Annotated in this window: 19 protein-coding genes; 14 read left to right on the top strand and 5 right to left on the bottom strand. The window is 61.1% G+C overall.

Annotated features, from left to right (window positions below; all coding sequences use genetic code 11):
- Positions 1-5 precede the first annotated feature (5 nt).
- The 4 genes from V7060_RS16625 to V7060_RS16610 all read right to left on the bottom strand — a co-directional run bounded on the left by V7060_RS16625 (position 6) and on the right by V7060_RS16610 (position 4,441).
- On the bottom strand, positions 6-956 hold the full coding sequence (locus V7060_RS16625; RefSeq protein WP_080948168.1) for an efflux RND transporter periplasmic adaptor subunit: 951 nt from the start codon (positions 954-956) through the stop codon (positions 6-8).
- The gene (locus tag V7060_RS16620; protein ID WP_056878741.1) at positions 953-2,230 is read right to left on the bottom strand and encodes a TolC family protein; all 1,278 of its coding nucleotides are present in this window, start codon (positions 2,228-2,230) and stop codon (positions 953-955) included. The genes V7060_RS16625 and V7060_RS16620 overlap by 4 nt, the downstream gene beginning before the upstream one ends.
- A gap of 412 nt (positions 2,231-2,642) precedes the next feature.
- A complete protein-coding gene (locus tag V7060_RS16615) occupies positions 2,643-3,260 on the bottom strand; it encodes a cation diffusion facilitator family transporter (protein ID WP_334180357.1) in 618 nt (205 codons plus the stop codon).
- Positions 3,257-4,441: a DUF3703 domain-containing protein gene (locus V7060_RS16610; protein ID WP_127170488.1), complete on the bottom strand. Its 1,185-nt coding sequence runs from the start codon at positions 4,439-4,441 to the stop codon at positions 3,257-3,259. Before V7060_RS16610 ends, V7060_RS16615 begins: the two co-directional genes overlap by 4 nt.
- Before the next feature lie 99 nt (positions 4,442-4,540).
- On the opposite strand from V7060_RS16610, the gene V7060_RS16605 reads away from it, so the two are divergent.
- From V7060_RS16605 to V7060_RS16570, 8 genes are all read left to right on the top strand, one after another.
- Positions 4,541-4,963 carry a helix-turn-helix domain-containing protein gene (locus tag V7060_RS16605; protein WP_046932166.1) on the top strand — a complete coding sequence of 141 codons (423 nt, stop codon included), beginning with the start codon at positions 4,541-4,543 and terminating at the stop codon, positions 4,961-4,963.
- Entirely contained in the window at positions 4,960-6,228 is a 1,269-nt protein-coding gene (locus V7060_RS16600; protein WP_046932193.1) for a site-specific integrase, read from the top strand. The genes V7060_RS16605 and V7060_RS16600 overlap by 4 nt, the downstream gene beginning before the upstream one ends.
- Before the next feature lie 24 nt (positions 6,229-6,252).
- Positions 6,253-9,270, top strand: coding sequence for a Tn3 family transposase (locus V7060_RS16595; RefSeq protein ID WP_046933271.1), 3,018 nt, complete (start codon positions 6,253-6,255; stop codon positions 9,268-9,270).
- A gap of 64 nt (positions 9,271-9,334) precedes the next feature.
- Complete coding sequence (locus tag V7060_RS16590) at positions 9,335-10,327, top strand: site-specific integrase (protein ID WP_334180356.1); 993 nt, start codon at positions 9,335-9,337, stop codon at positions 10,325-10,327.
- Positions 10,328-10,439: 112 nt separating this feature from the next.
- Positions 10,440-11,387: a hypothetical protein gene (locus tag V7060_RS16585; RefSeq protein ID WP_334180355.1), complete on the top strand. Its 948-nt coding sequence runs from the start codon at positions 10,440-10,442 to the stop codon at positions 11,385-11,387.
- Positions 11,387-12,031: a hypothetical protein gene (locus tag V7060_RS16580; protein ID WP_334180354.1), complete on the top strand. Its 645-nt coding sequence runs from the start codon at positions 11,387-11,389 to the stop codon at positions 12,029-12,031. Before V7060_RS16585 ends, V7060_RS16580 begins: the two co-directional genes overlap by 1 nt.
- Positions 12,032-12,105: 74 nt before the next feature.
- Positions 12,106-12,909, top strand: a complete 804-nt coding sequence (locus tag V7060_RS16575) for a hypothetical protein (RefSeq protein ID WP_334180353.1) — start codon at positions 12,106-12,108, stop codon at positions 12,907-12,909.
- A gap of 176 nt (positions 12,910-13,085) precedes the next feature.
- Complete coding sequence (locus V7060_RS16570) at positions 13,086-13,685, top strand: hypothetical protein (RefSeq protein ID WP_334180352.1); 600 nt, start codon at positions 13,086-13,088, stop codon at positions 13,683-13,685.
- Between the two features lie 242 nt (positions 13,686-13,927).
- Here V7060_RS16570 and V7060_RS16565 read toward each other — a convergent pair whose 3' ends face one another.
- The gene (locus V7060_RS16565; RefSeq protein ID WP_334180351.1) at positions 13,928-14,272 is read right to left on the bottom strand and encodes a helix-turn-helix transcriptional regulator; all 345 of its coding nucleotides are present in this window, start codon (positions 14,270-14,272) and stop codon (positions 13,928-13,930) included.
- Between the two features lie 137 nt (positions 14,273-14,409).
- On the opposite strand from V7060_RS16565, the gene V7060_RS16560 reads away from it, so the two are divergent.
- The 6 genes from V7060_RS16560 to V7060_RS16535 all read left to right on the top strand — a co-directional run.
- The gene (locus V7060_RS16560; RefSeq protein ID WP_334180350.1) at positions 14,410-15,174 is read left to right on the top strand and encodes a hypothetical protein; all 765 of its coding nucleotides are present in this window, start codon (positions 14,410-14,412) and stop codon (positions 15,172-15,174) included.
- Between the two features lie 199 nt (positions 15,175-15,373).
- A complete protein-coding gene (locus V7060_RS16555; protein ID WP_334180349.1) occupies positions 15,374-16,393 on the top strand; it encodes a DUF4917 family protein in 1,020 nt (339 codons plus the stop codon).
- A 3-nt stretch (positions 16,394-16,396) separates the two neighbouring features.
- A complete protein-coding gene (locus tag V7060_RS16550; protein WP_334180348.1) occupies positions 16,397-16,996 on the top strand; it encodes a YkgJ family cysteine cluster protein in 600 nt (199 codons plus the stop codon).
- A gap of 180 nt (positions 16,997-17,176) precedes the next feature.
- Positions 17,177-18,256: a CBASS cGAMP-activated phospholipase gene (locus V7060_RS16545; RefSeq protein ID WP_334180347.1), complete on the top strand. Its 1,080-nt coding sequence runs from the start codon at positions 17,177-17,179 to the stop codon at positions 18,254-18,256.
- Complete coding sequence (locus tag V7060_RS16540) at positions 18,240-19,418, top strand: CBASS cGAMP synthase (RefSeq protein WP_334180346.1); 1,179 nt, start codon at positions 18,240-18,242, stop codon at positions 19,416-19,418. The genes V7060_RS16545 and V7060_RS16540 overlap by 17 nt, the downstream gene beginning before the upstream one ends.
- A gap of 3 nt (positions 19,419-19,421) precedes the next feature.
- The coding region (locus V7060_RS16535; RefSeq protein ID WP_334180345.1) for a hypothetical protein at positions 19,422-19,680 on the top strand (259 nt) is incomplete at its 3' end.

Raw genomic sequence — 19,680 nt, 5'->3', positions numbered from 1 at the left:
GGGCCTCACTCTTCTTCTTCGACGGTGGACTTCTCGATGTCGGCCTTGACCAGGAAGCTCTGGGCCACCACCACCTGCTCACCGGCCTTCAGGCCTTCTAAGACTTCCACCCGTTCGGCGTCGCGTCGGCCTAGCTTCACCGGGCGCGTGTGATAGACCTCGCCCTGTTGCACGTACACCACGTCCCGATCTTCGGCGGTCTGCAGCGCGGTCACGGGGACTACCAGATCCGCTTCTGCGCGATCAACGGTAATGCGTGCTTTAACGGCGGAACCTGGCCGCCAGCGTCCATCGGCATTGCGCAAGCTCGCGCGTGCGATCGTGCTTTGGCTGGCCGTGGCGGTGCCGGGCAGCACGCGTTCCAAGGTCGTCTGCTCGGAAACGCTATCACTCAATCGGCTCACGGTCACCGGCACACCAGCTTCGATGTGCCCGGCGTCCCGTCCGAAGATATGCAGATCTACCCACAAGGTGGACAGATCTGCGATCTCGAACAAGGGCGCGCCTTCGGCGGCAGACGTGCCGACCGAGGCGGTCCGCGCCATCACCACGCCGCTTATGGGGGCGGTAACGGAATAGGTCGTCAGGCTCAAGTTGCTCTCCACCGTCGCGAGCACCTGTCCTGCCTTGACCTGGTCGCCCACGCCTACGCGAACGGCACGCACAGGACCGGGGAAACGTGCAGTCACCAGGGCGATGCGACCTTCGACCGGCGTAAGCAGCCCTTGGACTTCCTGCTCATCGGCGATCTGGCCAGGACCCACGCGGGCGGCGCGGATGCCGGCGGACTGTGCCGTTTGGGCCTCGATCGTGGTCTGTTGGGGCAGTTCTTCGTGCTCGCCTTGTTCTTCGGCCTCATGGCCTTCTTCGGCCTCGCCACGGGCATTGGGTGCCGGGCCACTACAAGCCGTCAGGGCCAATGTCAGGGCCAGCGCGATCCAGGGGAAACGGCTCATGGGGTCAACTCTCCGGAGGTGGCGGCAGCGGCAGAGGCAACCATGGCCTGGCCGGTGAGCCGTTGGATTTCGATGAGGGCACGTTGCGCATCGAGCGCGACGTCCAGTTGTTGCTGCAGAGCTGCGGTCCTTTCGGACTGCAGCTGCGCCCATTCCAGATAGCTGATGGCTCCAGCGCGATATGCACGCTCGGCCGCTTGCTCAGCCTTGGTCAGCTTGGGCAGCACATCGTCTTGAAGACGGGCCACTTCGTCACGGGCGACGGTGTAACGGCCGTGGGCTTCGACCAGGGTGGAATACAACGCCATTCCCTGCGCCTCACGTTCGATCGAAAGCACTTCCAACTCCGCCTCAGCGGCACGAATCTCTGGTTGCGCCCGGCTTCGAGCACCCAAAGGCAGCGAGATGCCCCCCACGAGCGCGGTGTCGCTTGTGTCCTGCATCCGACGCACGCCGACTTGCCAAGCCAGATCCGACGTGCCTGCTGTGCGAGCCAGATTCAAACGTGCTTCGGCAATGCGCCGCTCGTCGACAAACTGGGCCAGCTCGGGAGAACGCTGCAGTTCTGAGGAAAGGGTTTCCAGAGAACCGATCGCCGGTAGTGCGAGCGGGTTGCCAGCGACCGGCGCCGACACGGGTTCACGCTCCCCCCAGAGGGCGGCCAGATGCTGGCGTGCAGCGCTGGCTTGCTGGGAGGCCCTTGCTTGGGCCAGCTCGGCTCTTGCCAAGGCAGCCTGTGCAGTCAACAGCACCGACTCGGGTGAGGCGCCGGCCTGCACACGTTGACGAGCAGCGGCCACGGTACGCTGGCGCTGTTGGATATCGACTTGGGCAATCTTGGCGGCCTTGTCCGCTGCAACCAATGCCAGATAGCGCCGCGCCGTTTCAGCCAACAGATCCAGCCGACGAGCTTCCCGCTGAACAGCCAGCGCATCGATGCGGCTCTGCGCCAGGGCCCTGCGCGCATCCAGTTTCCCGCCTCGCTCCAGCACCGAGCTCAGACTCACGGTGAACTCGGCGCTGTCCAAGCCTCTCGCATCTCCGGTACCCAGGGCATTCTCCACCTCGGCACCCAATGTCCAAGGCGGGCGCTGATTGGCGCCCTCGTGCTCGGCCGCCAGTACCGCGGTACGTGCCTGCACCAGGCGCAGGTCTGGATGGGCTTGGGCAACGCGGTCGAATGCGTCGTCCAATGTCATGGGGTCGACCGCCCAGGCAGGTATCCCTGCACCCAGCAGCAACCAAGCGGCCAGCGCCGCACGTCGCACTTGCATAGCAACACTCCAGAAGTTCAGACCAAGGGTTAAGGACTGGCCTACGCCAGCGCTTGGCCCGCAATAGGCGGTCGGAACGGATCGACCAATGGCCCTGTGGGCACCGTCTCCACCGCGTGTGGCTCTACGGCCTGCTGCTGCGGAGCAGGAGGTGGCGCCCAAGTCATCGCCGGAGCGGCGACTGCGTGCGCGCAGCAATGCGCGAGTTGATGCAACTGATGGAGCGATTTGCCCAAGGCGCTCTCATCAGCGGCCGCGTGGGACGTCATCAGCACTGCGTGAGCGCCGGACCACGTATGGGCTGCCTCGTGCATTTCGCCCACCGCCGTAAGCACCGGGTGCCATATGGCACCCAGTGCCAGGCTCAGCGCCAGCAGCCAGCGGAACGCGGGCAGAGCTCGCACACGCATCTTCACGCGGTCGGCTTGCCCACTTGCGTGCTGGCCCGACGTGCGTCACGCAGGATCTCGATGGCTTCCTTGATCACGTACAAACCGACAAGGGTGCCAATCACATAGTCGGGATAGGGATTGGCCAGCCACCACACCAGTACGCCCGCAAGAATGACGCCGATGTTGGCCACCACGTCGGCTCGGGTAAACAGCCACGTTGCTCGCAGATGGACCTCCCCGGACTTCAGCGGCGAGAGCATGCGCAACACGATGACGTTGACTACAAGCGATAGCAGCGCGGTGCCGATCATCCATCCGCTGAGTGGTTCGGCGCCCTGTAGTACCCGTCGTCCGACCTCCACCAGCACGCCAATACCCAGCACCAGCAGAATGCTGCCACTGAGCCAAGCGGCATTGGCCTTGAAGCGGGCCGTGCGTCCGATGGCCACCAATCCAATGGCGTACGCGGTGGCATCAGACAGCATATCCAGCGCGTCAGCCAGCAGACCTGTGGAATGGGCAATCCAGCCGGCGATGCCACCAATGACGGCCATGGCCGCGTTGAGGACCAAGGCAATCCACAGTACACGTCGCTCCTGGGCGTTCTTGGCCTCGTGATGGCAGCCACAGTCACTCATCGGGTGTTCTCCATGTAATTACGCAGTTCTGAAGGAATCGGCATCGTGCGCAAGGCGTTTACCCGAGCGCCACCGGTATTGCCTTTAGGCATCCACACCCATGTCAGGGTCGCAGCGGCCATCAGGCGCAGCAGTTGTCCAGCCATTTCGCGCATGTCGTGGGCTTGCCACGCCCATCTTGCGAACGCCCAATGACTACGCACGTGCAAGCGCGTGCGGTGCTGCGAGAGCACGTGGGCCAATTCGTACCGTTTGTAGGCCGTCGTGAGATCGCCTTGTTGTAGCGCTTGATCGCCTTGCCAAAGATATTGCGCAAAGGCCGTATCCCGTTGATCTGGAGCCTCGTTAAACGGCCAGCACATCTGCGCCCAATAGCTGGCAGGCATCGTTTCCTCGCGCAACCCGACCTCGCCGGCGCGCAGCGTTTCAGGGCGATCAAGGAAGGTGCCGCACAGACGATCCCAGATCATGAAGAACTCGCCGAAGTTGACCTGGGCATCTTCATAGTCACGCTTGTGATGCCACCGATGTACTTCGGCCACGCCTAGCCAGCGACGTAGCGGGCCAACGCGGTAGTCCAAGTTGGCGTGTTGGAAAGCCAGTTGAACACTCATCAGTGTCAGCCACGCACTGATCACCAGCGGCGGCGCACCCAAGGCGACAGTCAACCCCAAGCCCGGGCCGGCCATCAGCAGTGCACTCAACGGGTGACGACGTTCTCCATTGAGCCAATACAAGCGCTCAGCGCTGTGGTGGATAGCGTGCAGTTTCCATGCCCATCGCACCCGATGACTGAAGCGGTGCATGGCATACAGGCCCAAGTCGATCACCAGCCCCGCCAGCAGCATCTGCCCGATCAGGGGCCACTGGGTCGGCCATAGGCTGCCGGCGGGCAGCAGGCCGCGAAAGGCATGCAATCCATAGGCGGTGCCGGCCAGCAGGCCAAAGTTGACGGCGCCATGCATCAAGTCGGCTTTGAGGTCGCCTTGGCTATGGCGCCAAGACGGCTCGTAGGGCTGCAGCCACTCCAGCAGCGCCACCATGGCAATGCCCGCGGTCGCCAGGATCGCCAAGGTTGGCCAAGCCGGCAGGCCATCGGCCAATACTGCGGCCGTGCCGGCCAGAACCGCGCCCATCAGGGCGGGATACGCGGCATACCGGATCAGGCGTGAGCGCAACATGGAGAGCTCCGGACACGGGTAGAGGCGCGCGGGCGGGAGGCTGGCGGCTGGACAGGGGGCAAGGTAAAGTCCGTAGCTACTACAGAGTCAAGTCGCCACATGAAGATCAGTCAGGCCGCCGAGGCCAGTGGGTGCCATCTGGAAACCATCCGCTATTACGAGCGGATCGGCCTGTTACCCCAACCTGGTCGCACCGGCAGCGGGTATCGCGTTTACGAGCCTGCCGATATCGAGCGTTTGCGCTTCATTACCCGCGGCCGGGATCTGGGTTTCAGTCTGGAAGAGATCCGCAGCCTGCTGCAGTTGTCCGGGGACGACCAGATGTCCTGCATGGACGTAGATCGGCTGGCACGCAGTCATTTGGCTGATATCCAGGCCCGGATGGAGGATCTGCGCAGGATGGCCCGGGAACTGGAGCGGGTGATCGCCAGTTGCCATGGCGGACAACGTGCCGAGTGCACGATCCTCTCTACGCTGCGACAACCGGCCGGTTGCGCGTCGGCGGAGTGCTGCCAGGCGTGAGCGATGTGGACCGCTACCTCGAAGCGGCCACGCGTCAGAACACGCAGCGCAGCTATGCCTCGGCGCTGCGCCACTTCGAGGTCGAATGGGGTGGCCATCTGCCGGCGACGCCCGATAGCGTGGCCCGCTATCTGGCCGAGCAGGCCCCCAAGGCAGCAATCAACACGCTGAAGCAACGACTGGCAGCACTGGCGCATTGGCACGCCGAGCACGGGTTCGTCGATCCCACGCGTACGCCGCTGGTACGCAAGGTCCTCAAGGGCATTCAGACGCTACACCCCCGAATCGAAAAGCAGGCCACGCCGTTGCAGCTGGCCCAGCTGACCCAAGTAGTCGGGTGGCTGGACCAAGCCACGCTGGCGGCCCAGGAGCGCGCCGACCACGCGTATGCCTTGCGTGCCATGCGCGACAAGGCGCTGGTGTTACTGGGCTTTTGGCGAGGATTCCGCGGCGATGAGTTGATCCGGCTGCAGATTGAGTACTTGGAACTGGTACCCGAGCAGGGAATGATCTGCTTCCTGCCGCGCAGCAAGGGCGACAGACAGTCGGCAGGCAATACGTACAAGGTGCCCGCTCTGTCGCGCTTGTGCGCGGTCAGTGCCACGCAGGCCTGGGTGCAGGCAGCCGCGCTAACTCAAGGCCCGCTGTTCCGGCGTGTCGATCAATGGGGCAACGTCGGCAGCCAAGGGTTGCATCCGAACAGCCTGATCCCCTTGCTGCGCGACCTGTTTCAGTCCGCAGGTCTGGAGGCCGTGGGAGGCTACAGCAGCCATTCCCTTCGCCGGGGCTTTGCGGGCTGGGCCAATGACAACGGCTGGGACGTGAAAGCCCTGATGGAGTACGTCGGATGGCGAGACGTGCACTCGGCCATGCGTTACATCCAGGGCCGCGATCCGTTCGCCCGCCAACGCGTTGAAGCCGGCCTCCAGGCCGCGCCGCCCCCCGCGCTCGCCTCGGCGGCGCTGCCAGCGCCGGCCGCGACCGTGAGCCTGACGCTGCGCCTGCTAGTGAGCCCGTTTACGCCCCGAGGCAGGGGCGCTGGCCGCGCTCGGGCACGCATTGAGGCGATGTGCCTATCCCCGTTTCAAGCCCATCGGCTTGATGCCGAGGGAAGCGAGTACCGACTCACGATGCCGGTGGTCGACGCCGCGGACATGGACGAGAGGATGGCCATGCTGCTGGATGAGATGCATCGCGTTGCCGATAACCACCACTGCTTTCTGGAAGCCTCCGTGCGCGCCGAGGACGGGCGTCACTGGGATTGACCTCAACCCCGACCAGGGCACTGCATGGCGACGCTGCACGAGACCGCGTATCCGCGCCTGAAACCTGATCCCACGGCCAAGGAACTGGACGAGATTTACACGCCCAGCGGCGGCGAAGTGCGCCTCGCACGTAGCATGGCGACCCAGCCAACCACTCAGTTGGCTGTGCTCATTCACCTGAAGATGTTCCAGCGGCTGGGCTACTTCGTGATCCTAGCCGATGTCCCAGAACGGATTCGGCAACATATTGCCCAGGCAGCCGGGCTGCGCCGGGCGCTATCCATCCGAGACTTGAATCGCTACGACGTCTCCGGCGCTAAACGCGCCCATATGGCGCGCCTGCGAAAGTTCCTGCGCGTTCGTCCGCTGGATGTCAGCGGGAGGGAATGGCTGGCAACGGTGGCCCAGGCCGCCGCTCAAACCAAGCATGTCATCGCCGACATCATCAACGTGCTGCTGGAGGAGCTGGTTCACCATCGCTTTGAGCTGCCGGGCTTCAGTACGCTGGAGAAGATTGCGGTTCAGGCCCGCGAGCAGGTGCATGAGCAGTATTACCGCAGCATCAATGAGGCCTTGACCGCGCCAGCCAAGAGCTTGATCAAGGAACTGTTGGCCGCACCGGCCAATGCCACATATACCGGCTGGAATGCGCTAAAGCGCGAGCCCAAACGGCCCACCAATAAGGAAGTGCGCTTTTATCTGCAACATATCCAACGCCTGCAACATCTGGCCCAGCAGTTGCCGGCCGTGGATATTCCGGTTCCGAAGCTGAAGCAGTTCCGCGCCATGGCGCGTGCGCTCGATGCCAGCGAACTGGCCGAACTCAAGCCGGCCAAGCGCTATGCCTTGGCGACGATCTTCATTCGGTCCCAGTACGCCAAGACATTGGACGATGCGGCCGACCTGTACATCCGGCTGATGCAGAACCTGGAGAACACGGCCCAGCAAAGACTGTTGGCCTACCAAGTAGAGCACGGCAAGCGTGCTGATACGCTTATCGCGCAGCTCAAGGAGATCCTGCAGGCTTATCAGATCGACGGAACGGACACACAGCGTGTGGATGCCATCGGACTGAGTCTGGTGGCGGACATTTCCACACTGCTGGCCGAATGCGATGAACATATGGCGTACGCAGGCCGCAACTACCTGCCATTCCTGATCCAGCCTTACAGCGTTGTCCGCCCGTTGCTGTTCAACTGCCTGGAGATCATGCAACTGCGCTCCACCAGCCAGGACGCGGGCATGGAACGCATGATCGCTGCTCTGCTGTCGCTCCGCGGTCAGCGGCGGGACATGATTGAGGCCAGCTCGATCGGTCTGGATGTTGAAAAGGATCTGGGCTGGTTGTCAGTCAACTGGCGCAGGCACGTCTTCGGCCGCAAAGCGGACTCGCTGGGGCCGGGCTGGGTGCATCGCAAGTACTTTGAGCTAGCTGTGCTGGCCCAGATCAAAGACGAACTCAAATCCGGTGATCTGTTCATTCCCCACGGGGAGCGCTACGACGATTACCGAGAGCAACTGGTGGATGAGGCCACATTCGCCCAGGAACTGGAGGCCTACGGTGAGGTATCTGGTCTGGCCACCGAGGCCAGCGAGTTCGTGCGCCATTTGCAGCAAGAGCTGAGCTCACTGGCCGACACGGTGGATGCACGTTTTCCGGAGAACGTCCACGCCGATGTGGTGGATGGGCGCCTGGTGCTCCGGAAGCTGCAACGGCCTGAGATCTCCAGCGCCATTGCCACGGTCGATGCTCTTATCACCGAGAGGCTGCCGGCGATGAGTATCGTAGACGTGCTGATCGATGCGGCTCAATGGCTCAAGCTGCACCGTCATTTCCGGCCGATTGCGGGCACCAATGCGCGCGTGGACGATCTCATGCGCCGGGTGATCACTACGCTGTTCTGCTACGGGTGCAACCTGGGCCCGACCCAGACTGCGCGCTCAATCAAGGGCTTCAGTCGGCGCCAGATTTCCTGGCTTAACCTCAAGTACGTCACTGAAGACACGTTGGACAAGGCGATCGTGCAGGTGATCAATACGTTCAACAAGTTCGATCTGCCTGGCTACTGGGGCTCGGGCAAGAGTGCGTCGGCCGATGGCACCAAGTGGAGCATGTACGAGCAGAACCTGCTCTCGGAGTACCACATCCGCTACGGTGGTTATGGCGGCATCGGCTACTACCACGTCTCTGACAAGTACGTGGCGCTGTTCAGTCACTTCATTCCGTGCGGTGTGCACGAAGCGATCTACATTCTGGACGGATTGCTGGCCAACACGTCTGATATCCAGCCTGAAATCGTGCATGGGGATACCCAGGCCCAGAGTTATCCGGTCTTTGGTTTGTCCTACCTGTTGGGCATTCAGTTGATGCCACGTATTCGCAACATCAAGGATCTGACCTTCTTCCGCGCGGAGGCGGGTCGCCCGTACAAGAACATCCAGGCGCTGTTCGGCGACAGCATCGACTGGGGCCTGATCGAAACGCATCTGCACGACATGCTGCGGGTCACGGTGTCGATCAAGTTGGGCAAGATCACCGCTTCGACGATCCTTCGCCGGCTGGGAACCTACAGCCGGAAGAACAAGTTGTACTTCGCCTTCCGGGAGCTTGGGAAGGTCATTCGCACGCTGTTCTTGCTGCGCTACATCGATGACGTGGACATGCGTCGGACTATCCAGGCGGCCACCAACAAAAGCGAAGAGTTCAATGGCTTCGTCAAATGGGTTTTCTTCGGCGGAGAAGGGATCATTGCCGAGAACGTGCTTCATGAGCAGCGAAAGGTCGTGAAGTACAACCAGCTCGTGGCCAATATGATCATCCTGCACAACGTAGACCAGATGACACGCACGTTGGCCAGCCTGCAGGAGGAGGGGATGGAGTTGAATCCCGAGGTTCTGGGCGGCTTGTCGCCGTATCGGACCAGCCACATCAATCGGTTCGGAGACTACACGCTCGACCTGGAACGTAAGGTCGCGCCTCTCCAATTCACCGAGATCGTTTTGGAGCCCCACTGGACGCAGATCGCCGAGCCGAGAGGGTAGCGGACTCTGTCTATTCAGTTTCGACGCGAAGTGCTAATAGGCCACTTCGTGGCCTCAGCGGCGTATGAAGAAGAAAAGCACGCAACATCAAAAACTTAAAGCGGATTCGGCTGTATTTCTCACGAATCCCTGCCGACCCTCGGCTTGGTTCCAGGGCCGCTTCGGCCAGCCGATCGCGCTGCCGGTGCCCGAGCCGGCCGTGGTCCAGTTCGTGGTCGACCATCTGGCCCGGCGCGGCAAAACCGGGCTGGCCTGGGAGCTGCCGCCGGCGCTGGATGCGCAGCTGATCGCCGCCGGCCTGAAACAGAAACCCGGGGCCTTCAAGCTCAGTACCGTCGTGCACCGCGTGGCCGTGCTCTCGGCCGCCCACCAGGCGCATAAGGCCGCCAACCCGTGCGAAGCGCCGGCGGTGCGCCAGCTGCTCAAGCGGGGGCGCCGGGCCTCGGTCAAACGCGGCGAGCGGCCGCACAAGAAGACCGCCATCACCAGAAACGAGCTCGAGGCGTTGCTGGCCACCTGCGACGACTCGCTGGAGGGGCTGCGCGATGCGGCGCTGTTGCTGTTCGGCTTCGCCAGCGGCGGGCGCCGGCGCAGCGAGATCGCCGCGGCCGACTGGCAGGATCTGCGCCGCGTTGGCGCCGCCGCCTTCGTCTACCGGCTGGAGCACAGCAAGACCCAGCAGGCCGGCCCCAGTGCCAACGCCACGCCGGATAAGCCCGTGCTGGGCCGCGCCGGCGCCGCGCTGGAGGCGTGGCTGCGCGCGGCGAACATTTCCGAAGGTCCCCTCTTCCGCCGCCTGTGGGGCGACCGGGTGGGCCCGGCGCTCTCGCCCAAGGCGGTGGCCGCGATCGTGCAACGGCGGGCGGTGCTGGCCGGGTTAAATGGGGACTTTGCCGGCCACAGCCTGCGCTCGGGCTTCATCACCGAAGGTGGCCGCCAGGGCGTCGCCCTGCCCGCCCTGATGGCGCTGACCGAGCACCGCTCGGTGGCCCAGGCGATCGGGTATTTTCAGGCAGGAAGCGTTGCGGAGAATCCTGCGGGTCGCCTCCTTGAGTGACGAACAAGGTTGATGCCAGCGTCATGGGCTGCTTCCACGCCCTCGTTGGGATTGTCGAAGATCTGGTTGCGCGACTGAAGAAACCTGGACAGTGCACTTACGCGAGCATTGAATGGCATCCGAATCGACCACGCGCTTCACCATCGACACCGCCGACCTCTCAAAGCCCATTGCGGAATGGAAGCCGTTACTCGCGGATCGTGGCCGCCGGCGGCACTTGAGCTACAGCTTGGACTTCGATACGCGCGCCCACCTGTTGGCGGAGCCGGGCGAGGAATGGACAGAAGAAGTGCGGCGCCTTCACTTGGAGAATCGAGAGCGCGTTAAGGCGGGACTTGGGCGTGAGTTCGGAGCACTCAACCTCGACAAGAAAATCGAGAATTTTGCTGCGATCGGGTTCAAGCCCTTCTCCGTCCTGGCCCATCACAATGACTTCTTCGACCAGATCCGGTGCTCGTTCGTTGTCGGTGCCTACTATCCCGCGCTCGTAGGCGCCTGCACGCTTGGCGAGCGAATCCTGAACCACCTCGTCCTGGATCTTCGCGACGACTACAAGAATACGCAGGAGTACAAACAGGTCTACCGCAAGAGCTCCTTCGACAACTGGCAACTTCCGATCGAAACGCTGGAGGCTTGGGGTGTGCTTTTGCCGGGAGCAGCAGCCGAGTTTCGAGCACTACAGCCTCTCCGACACCGATCCGTGCATTTCAATCCGGGAACCTATGCCTCGCTGCGGGAGGATGCGCTCGCAGCTGTTGTCCACCTGCGTGAAATCATCGATCAGCAATTCACGACCCACGGCAGGCGACCCTGGTTCATCGAGGGGACGCGCGGCCACTTGTTCATCAAGCAGGACTGGGAGACGCATCCTTTCATCAAGACCTACTTCCTGCCGACTTGTCCGTTTGTCGGGCCGAACTTCACCATCTCGTTCGAACATGGCGTGCGATTCAATGACCACGCCGACTATGGAGATGGCGACTGGAGCGATGATGAGTTTGCGGAGGCTTTCAATAACAAGATGAAATCTGCACCAACCGAACCCGAGGCAACTTCGTGATGGCGCACGATCCAGAACAAGTCCCACCTGCTCCGGTCTCGCCAAGGGATGCCAGCGACCGTACGCTCGGGCTCATCAACATCTGGCAGGTGCTGAGGAAGTTGTGCTGGGAGGTGGAGTTGCTCAGGGCGATCCCAGAGCAGATCCCTTTGGGCGCGCGGCCCCGCGACATCCTCCATGTCCAGGACGCGAGGCTTTACGCAGCCATCAATGCTGCGTCTACCAACATTGCGCTGGTCGACTGGCTCTATCATTCGATCCGGGACGATCGCGATCTAATCGAACGTGCAAAGGTCGTCTTGGCGGGCATCCAGACAGACTCCGACACGAACTTCATGCGCTCGCTCCGTGAGATCAGCACGATCGTCAATGCCTGTCATCAGATCTGCAACGCCAACAAACACTTCCATCTGCGTAGGCCGCAACAGGACTTCAAGATCATGGTCGGGGAGATTGTGCTGGAGCAGGCCGACGGGAGCGCTCAGTTGGCCACCGTCGCCCATGTCGTACAGAACGGAGTTGGCCAGGATGGCAGGGGCTCGGTTGACTCGATGCTGGCCGACTCGGCACGTTGGTGGGAAGACGTCCTCAGCAGGATCGGAATCCCCGGCCGCGATCTGCATTTCTCCGCTTTCCACGTTTAGGCCAGTGATGCCCTTGGGTACCACCCTGCCTTGTCTCTCAAATCGCAGCCACGGAGTATTTGCGGACGCACGTCATGACTGATCCGACTGCTGTTATCTGCTACTTGTGCGGGCTGCCGATAAAGGACGGATCGTTCAGCGATGACCATGCGGTCCCGGTTGCGCTGATGGCGCGGACACAGCCAAAGGCAAAGGGTTTCGATTACGGTGGCAAGCTGCCAACGCATGCTGAGTGCAACAACCGCTTCGGTCCCGAGACTTACGTGGCCAAGGCAATCGATCTTCTGGAGTTCCTGGCCGGTACCGAGGGCCATCACGACTACCAACATCGCACACATCCCCACATCACGATCAAGGCACTGGATTCCTCGAAACTTCCCAAATTTGCACGAAGGGACATGGCATTCTTCAAGTTCCTGGATGTCCGCGACAAGGACTATGCCGAGTTCTCTGATCCGGAGTTCTTCGTTGGAAAGCCGAAGACAAATCCAACAAGGGATGCGTTGTATGTCGCGATGTCAGTGCTGGCAAAAAGTGCGGCCGCATTGTTGATAAAACGCGACCTGCACGCGGTACCCTCGGCGTGGCGGATTTATGCTGTGCCCTACTCGGGCGCCACGGACGCCATCAGCTTCGACGAACCTCTTGGACTAACGAAATCCTTTGATACAGGCATTCACGTCTGGCGAAAGCAACTGGGTGATACGGAGTGGTTCGTCGCCTTCCGCGCAAAATCCATCCTGCTTTACCTAGTGTTCGTACTCGCCGACAAGGATATGGGGCCAATGATCAGGCAAATCTTTAACGACTCTCAAGTGCATGAGTTCACCGGATCTTGCCTTAACGATCTTCTGACTACTGGCTGGCGGCAGCTATAGAAGGCCTACGGTTGATGCGATCAGAGCGCCCACTGACGGCTTCGTTGCTTCTGACTACCCTCCGACCTCTGCGCCCCAGCCGCTGGGCTGGTTAGGGTGGATGCAAGAGTTCTTGACCGTGTGCTCATAGCTGTGTCATATGCGGGATGGGTCGACGGACGCTTAGATGGAGAGCCATGGATAGCATCTCGGGAAAGGCAGTGGTTCTGGGTGCACTTCGTGCAATTGGCAGACTCCATAAAGAGAGTCGTGAAGGGAAGCGGTTGACGTTTGAGCGCCACGTGGCACCCGTCTACCGCATGATCGAAGCCGCTCACAAAGATTACGTCGACGGCTTCCTTGCGACTAAGAAGGCGATCAAGTCGTCGACCGCGCCAAGCGAGGTGATCGATTTCCTCCACGATGTTCGCCGAGGCGCGCTCATGGTGCGTGGGCAGGCACTGGTGAAGATTGAGCAGATGCTCGATGAAGATACGCACGGCGGAAGAGGGCTGCCAGCAGGCTGGAAGTCCACAAAAGACTTCTACGAGGTAGCGCACGAATACTTCTACGGAGCGACTGCGCCGGCAGCGGTTTCCTGGTACTCGGATTACGTGCGGTTTGTTGAAACAAGTGCCAAATACCTGCCGGGAGACTGCTGGGAGCAAGAGGTCTTCGGCAATGATCCTCGTAGCGACCTTACATTTGCCATAGAGCGCGTACTGGACCGGATCGAAATCAAATTTCGTGCAGTGACGCAGCAGTACCTCGTTACGCAGCGAAATCTAGTGTCCTAGATTTCTCATGGCTTAGCGCAATGCAACTGCCGGCAAGCTCTCTTCCGCGGTCTTAACTGATGTCGAGGCCTAATGCCCCCCTGCCCTCTAGTATCTGAGGACTCATTGGTTTCCGTCACGGGCACTGGCTAGCTAGGTCTTTTCCATGGCCATGGGCGCCAGTATGACGCGGCAGGCGGTACCGACACACTTCTTTGGTATCAGGCGCACGAGCTCACCCATCGGAGCTCCGTTGATCGTCGCTAGCGAGTCGTCGGCTTGCGTGTAGTTGCCGCCTTCTCGAGGCTCTTCAGTACGTCCTTTTTTTGACGAAGCGAGAGCCCATTCCATTGCAGCAGAAGCTGCGCCAACAACTCGTCTTCGGTGTAGAGAAATGCTGCAGGTATGCCCAGTGCCTCAGCCAGTTGCTTGGCGGTCTTGAGCTGGGGCTCATGCTTGCCCCGTTCGTACTGGTTGATGCGCGGAGAGGCCACGGCGGGGTCCATGCCGGAAAGGATGCCGAGCTGTTTTTGCGACAGCCCGGCACGCTCGCGCGCAAACGCGAGCCGTTGTGCGAAAACCGGGTGTTCTGCTGTCCGCCTGGCCACTTTTGCCCCCTCAAGGAAGCAATAAGGATGGCGGAAGTGACGGGCGCTTGGATACTAAGATATTCTTAGAGGGTAGGCAACGGCCCTCCCGGGTCGGCAGCCCCGAGATCGATCGGCCTGGGTGCCTTTGTCGGATCATGAACAGCACAGAGCCGCTCCCGGCTGACGCACGCCGCCCCGATGCGCCGATCATCAGCGATGTCCGGCACTTGGGCGCCCGTGGCGCTCTCTATTTGCTCTCGCTCGTGCATGCGCACAATACGCGCGTTCGGCTAGCGCCCACGCCTCAGGCAACCCACGCCCTGCTTTCCGTGCTGGTGATGCTGGGCCTGATCCGCATCGACCCACAGTCGCAGCCCGACAGCAATATCGTGGCTGGCGAGAAGGTCGCATGGACCTACACGTGGACCCAGACCCCCTTCACGGAATTGGAGGGTTGCCTTAAGCACTACCTGACGACCGATGGTCGTCAATCGGCATACGCGAGGAGTTGGTTAGAGATATGGCAGGAGCTGATGCCCCAGGAAGTAACGGCCTACCTCCAGCATCAGTTGCGTATCCACCAATTCAGTGACGTTTTTCTCTCTGAGTTGGCTCCGATCCTGACGCGTGACGAAAGCCAGTACAGTTTGGGTCACTGGCGCTATGCCTGTTGGGCGGCCGTGCGCAGCATGGCCTCGGTGTCGTTGCAGTATCCAGGCAATGCGGAGATATTGAAGTTCACTCTTAGCAGTGAGCTGCCGCGCCGGCTCAGGTACGCTCAGGCCGCGATGGAGGGCAAGTTATGCTTCTCACCCTCGCATTCGCTCCCCGACAGTGCGCTTACCCGAGTGTTTTCCACGATGGCTACTGATCTTGGCGACACCTTTTGGATGTCGTCACCGGCACTGGAGTTGATCTGAGGCAGAGCCTTGCAAAAGAGGGTGTCACGATTGCCCCGCCATACTTGATAGGGGGCAGCTCTTGTATTTGCCTGGTCTATGCTGACTCCTAGGTCTAGCCCGACCTCAAGAATCTTTCTTCCCAAGAGTTAGCGGGGAAGTCCTTTAGGCCATAATCCAGGCCTGCGGGAAGTGCTGGCATGGCGAAAGGAGACGGTCCATGGTGGCCCATCGACAAGAGATTGTGCCCTGGCAAACGATTCGTGATCGATTCCAGGATGGCCTGATTGTGGGCAATGGCGGCAGCATGGCTGTGGATGCGCGCTTTGGCTACCGCTCGCTCTACGCTGCCGCCAGCGATTACGGGCGTCTGTCCCCAGAAGTGCAGGAGGTTTTCGCGCGATTCCAGACGCAGGATTTCGAACTGGTATTGCGTCGCCTATGGCAGGCTCAACTCGTCAATGTGGCGTTGGGCATCGCTCATGGACCTGTCGAGCAGGCTTACCTGCAAGTACGCAGTGCGCTGATCGAAACCATCCAGGCTATTCATGTCACCTATGAGGAAGCTTCGCCCTCTCTGATACCGATTGCCGAGTTCTTGAGGCAATTTCGCATCGTGGTGTCGCTGAATTACGACTTGATCATCTACTGGGCAGCCATGCGCGGCAACCAGGTGTTTGGCAACTGGTTCAAGGACGGCTTTGGTCCTATTCGATTCTCCGAAAACTGGCGCCGACTCCAAGAGCCTTATGGAGCGCCGGGGGCCACCTTGTACTTCTATGCCCATGGGAATCTGGCGTTAGCACGCACAGGCACGGGGCACGAAATCAAGATCCTCGCGCAGGAGCAATCCGACTTGCTGGCCACGGTGCTACGGCGATGGACCGAAGGTCAGGCGGTTCCATTGTTCGTGTGCGAAGGCACGAGTGCGCAGAAGCGGGAGGCGATCAGCACCTCCGGCTATCTGCAGGAAGTGGCGGACGGGCCACTCTGCGAGCTTGGCGATTCTTTGGTGATCTATGGCTGGGCCATGGGTGAGCAAGAAGATCACTTGTTGAGCACTTTGCGACGGAGTCCCCCCGACCGGATCGCGGTATCTGTGCACGGCAATGATCATGCGTACATTGACCATGTCCAGCGGCGCCTGCGCTCCTTTGCACTTAGTGAGTTGAGTTTCTTCGTCGCAGACAGCCCAGGGTGTTGGAATCAACCTGGCCCTGACCATGAAGCAGAGGGGTAAGTCGTGAATGAGAATCCGGAGTCCGATCCCGCCATCGCGAAGGACAATGCACAGTCGAATTTCGACCGCCTAGTTGCCGGCATTCCGAAGGAAATTCAGCAACGAGAAGAACGAGTGGCCGAACATCTTGCGCGGCTGCCGGGCAGCTCGCTCAAACGGCTGCGTGCCCTTCACAAGGAAATGGAGATCTTCTCGGCCGCGTTGGCGCCATACGTCGCGTGCAAAGCCGGGTGTACCTCCTGCTGCCACTATGAGGTACACCTGTATCCCATTGAGGCCGAGCTGATCGAGAAGCGTACGACGCATCGACGATTGCCGACCCAGGAGGCGCCCGCCAGGTTTCATGGCACGCCCTGCCCCTTCCTGCATGAGGGACACTGCGGCATCTATGACGCGCGCCCGATGAGTTGTCGCCAGCATGTGGCCCTGACACAGTCCGCCTACTGGTGTGACCCGGCCCGGTCAGACACCGTCCGGTTGCCGATGGCCCAGCTGTCCCGCGTGCAGGAGGCGTTGCTGCAAATTGTCCACGCGGATGGGCGGACCGATCCGGTGGACATCCGCCAGGTGTTCGGCGCCAGCCCGCGCACTCCCCTGCGCTGAGCGGTGTAAGCGATTACATCGACGGCCCCCCCTCTCCTCCCCCTTCTAAGCCCCAAAAATACCCTTGAAAGTGTGATGACCACCCCAAGCTTGGCACGAAGGGGGCAGCGGTAGGCGTCGCATCCAGTGAGACGACGTCCTCCCAGACTGCCATCAGCAAGTCATTGGCCAGGGGGACAGGTGAGTCCATCATCGAGCGAAGACGCAGCACAGCCAGCCCTCGTGCCGACGCACGATCCGGCGCGTTTCCAGATCTTGGCCTTGTCCGGTGGCGGCTACCGCGGACTGTTCACCGCCAAGATCCTGGCGGACTTGGAACAGCATCTGGGCGCGCCTATTGCCAGTCGTTTCGACTTGCTCGCCGGTACGTCCATTGGTGGCATCCTGGCGATGGCCCTGTCGCTGGAAGTGCCCGCCGAACGTATGGTGCGGCTGTTCGAGCAGCATGGCGAAGACATTTTTCGCTCGCGCTGGTCACTGTGGGGAATCCTACGTGCGCCCTATACGCAATCGGCCTTGCGCGATTTGCTTGCTGACGACGCGTTGTTTGGCCAGCGCACGCTCCAGGCGTGCAAGCATCCGGTGCTGGTGCCGGCGATCAACTACAGCACCGGCAATCCAGTGCTGTTCAAGACCCCGCATCACCCGGATCTGGTCCGTGACTGGCGCTATCGTCTGGTCGATGTGGCCTTGGCCACCAGTGCAGCGCCGGGCTACTTCCCCCGCCACTCCTTCGACCACTGCCAGTACATCGACGGCGGCTTGTTTGCCAATGCGCCCGGCATCTTGGCGGTGCACGAAGCCCAGCACTTCTTGGGCTGCAAGCGAGATCAACTGCATGTCGTAGCGGTCGGCACGATGTCCTCCCGATTCACGGTGAATCCGCATCGAAATCGCGGCGGGGGCACGCTGGACTGGGGGGGATGGAACCCTGCGGCTACTCCCAAGCGATTGTTTGGAATTGCCATCTCTGCACAAGAATCACTCGTGCACCACCTCCTGCGACATCGCCTGCCGGAAGGGCAGTACCACCATATCGACGAGGATCTGACCGACGAGCGTGCGCGTGCGGTTGCCTTGGACAAGGTCGATGTGAACGCGCAAGAAGTTCTGCTGGGCTCAGCGACCCAGCAAGCGAAGGGATGGCTCGGAAAACCGGCGTTCCGTGAACTGCTGCAGCACCAACCTCGCCCGCCTCATTTCTATCACGGGACCGATTTCCACCCTTCTGGAGCTAGTGCCCATGCTGAGCCTGCATAAGCTGTTCCTTAACGACGGAAGCCCGGAAAGCTTCGATAGGCGTATTGCGCCTACCGACGCTCAGCGCAAAGCGCTCATCCTGGCCAAGAACACCATCCGCGATCATCTGTTGAAAGATATACAAGCTGCCACCACGACCATTCTGGGCATGGAACGCGCCGTCAAACCCAAGTTCCGTAGCCAGGGTTCCTGGGTCTATGGCACCTGCATTCAGGGCGCACATCAACCCCCACAGCAAATGGATTGGGACTTCGGCGTTTATCTGCCGGTGACGGTGTGGTCCGAGAATGCACCACCACGAGCGATGGCCAAGCTGTACTTTGACTTGGTTGAGACCTCGTTGAAGCGGCTGTGTGGTGAGCACGGATGGCATTTGGACCCCAAGACTGAGCGATGTGTGCGGGTACATATCGCGAGCTGGGCACACATCGACATCCCGCTGTACGCCGCGCCCGAGGAGAATTTCGTAGAGGTGATGGAGAAAGCCCTGGCCTCGGCGACCAATCAGGTCCACTACTTGCGAGAGGCCGCCGCGCTGGATGAGAGCGTGGACTTCGGCGAAATGCCCGAACAATTCTGGGAGCTGATGGAAGACATCCATGTAGCCCGCCGGGATGGCACGTGGACACCCTCCGATCCCGAGGATGTGGCCAAGTGGTTCGAAGATCGCATTCTGGAGCACGGAGAAGGTGGCCTCCAGCTCCGACGCCTGTGCCGCTACTTCAAGGCCTGGCGCGACTATCACTGGCGCGATGGTGGCGGCCCGAGTTCGGTCCTTATCATGATCATTGTGGCCCGCAATTTTTCGTATGCGCCACGCCGCGAGGATCTGGCACTGGAGAGCGCCGCTGCTCACCTGGCACGAGAGCTGGCAGGGGATGTGGTCGAACTGGGTATCGGGAAGGAGAACTTCAATCGCATGGACGCAGCGGATCGCAGGCTTGCCAGTGAACGGGCCACCACACTTCATCATGAACTCGACAAGAGTCGTCACTATGGCCCAGGCCTGCGCCAGGCTGCGGTGGACAACGTGCGCGCCCAATTCGGCACTCGTATTGCCAATGACCCCGCGTTGGTGCTGAACGACGATAGTGGTGTTGTACGTAGTACCGAAGCCAAGAAGGTAGCCGCCCCCTTCGTGGGAGCGTCGCACTCAGGCTGATGCATGGGCTCCGAGCATGATCTAACAAGGATGGGGGCCGCGCTTCGCCTGTTGAGGGACCGCGGTTTCACCGACCTGCCCAGGAAGGGGGCGACTCGCCGCTTCGAAGGTCCCCTTCCCTATGCCCGCGGGAGTGTGAGAATCCGACTGGAGATTGACGACTGGGACTTTGTTGAGTATCCGCGCATCGTGCTGTTGGAGGCGCCGGAGGATACGCCGGCATTGTTGCCGCACATCAACGCGATCGGCGGATTCTGCTATC

This window comes from Pseudoxanthomonas sp. (assembly GCF_036845285.1).
Classification (GTDB): Bacteria; Pseudomonadota; Gammaproteobacteria; order Xanthomonadales; family Xanthomonadaceae; genus Pseudoxanthomonas_A.
This window is presented reverse-complemented; position numbering and strand designations above follow the sequence as displayed.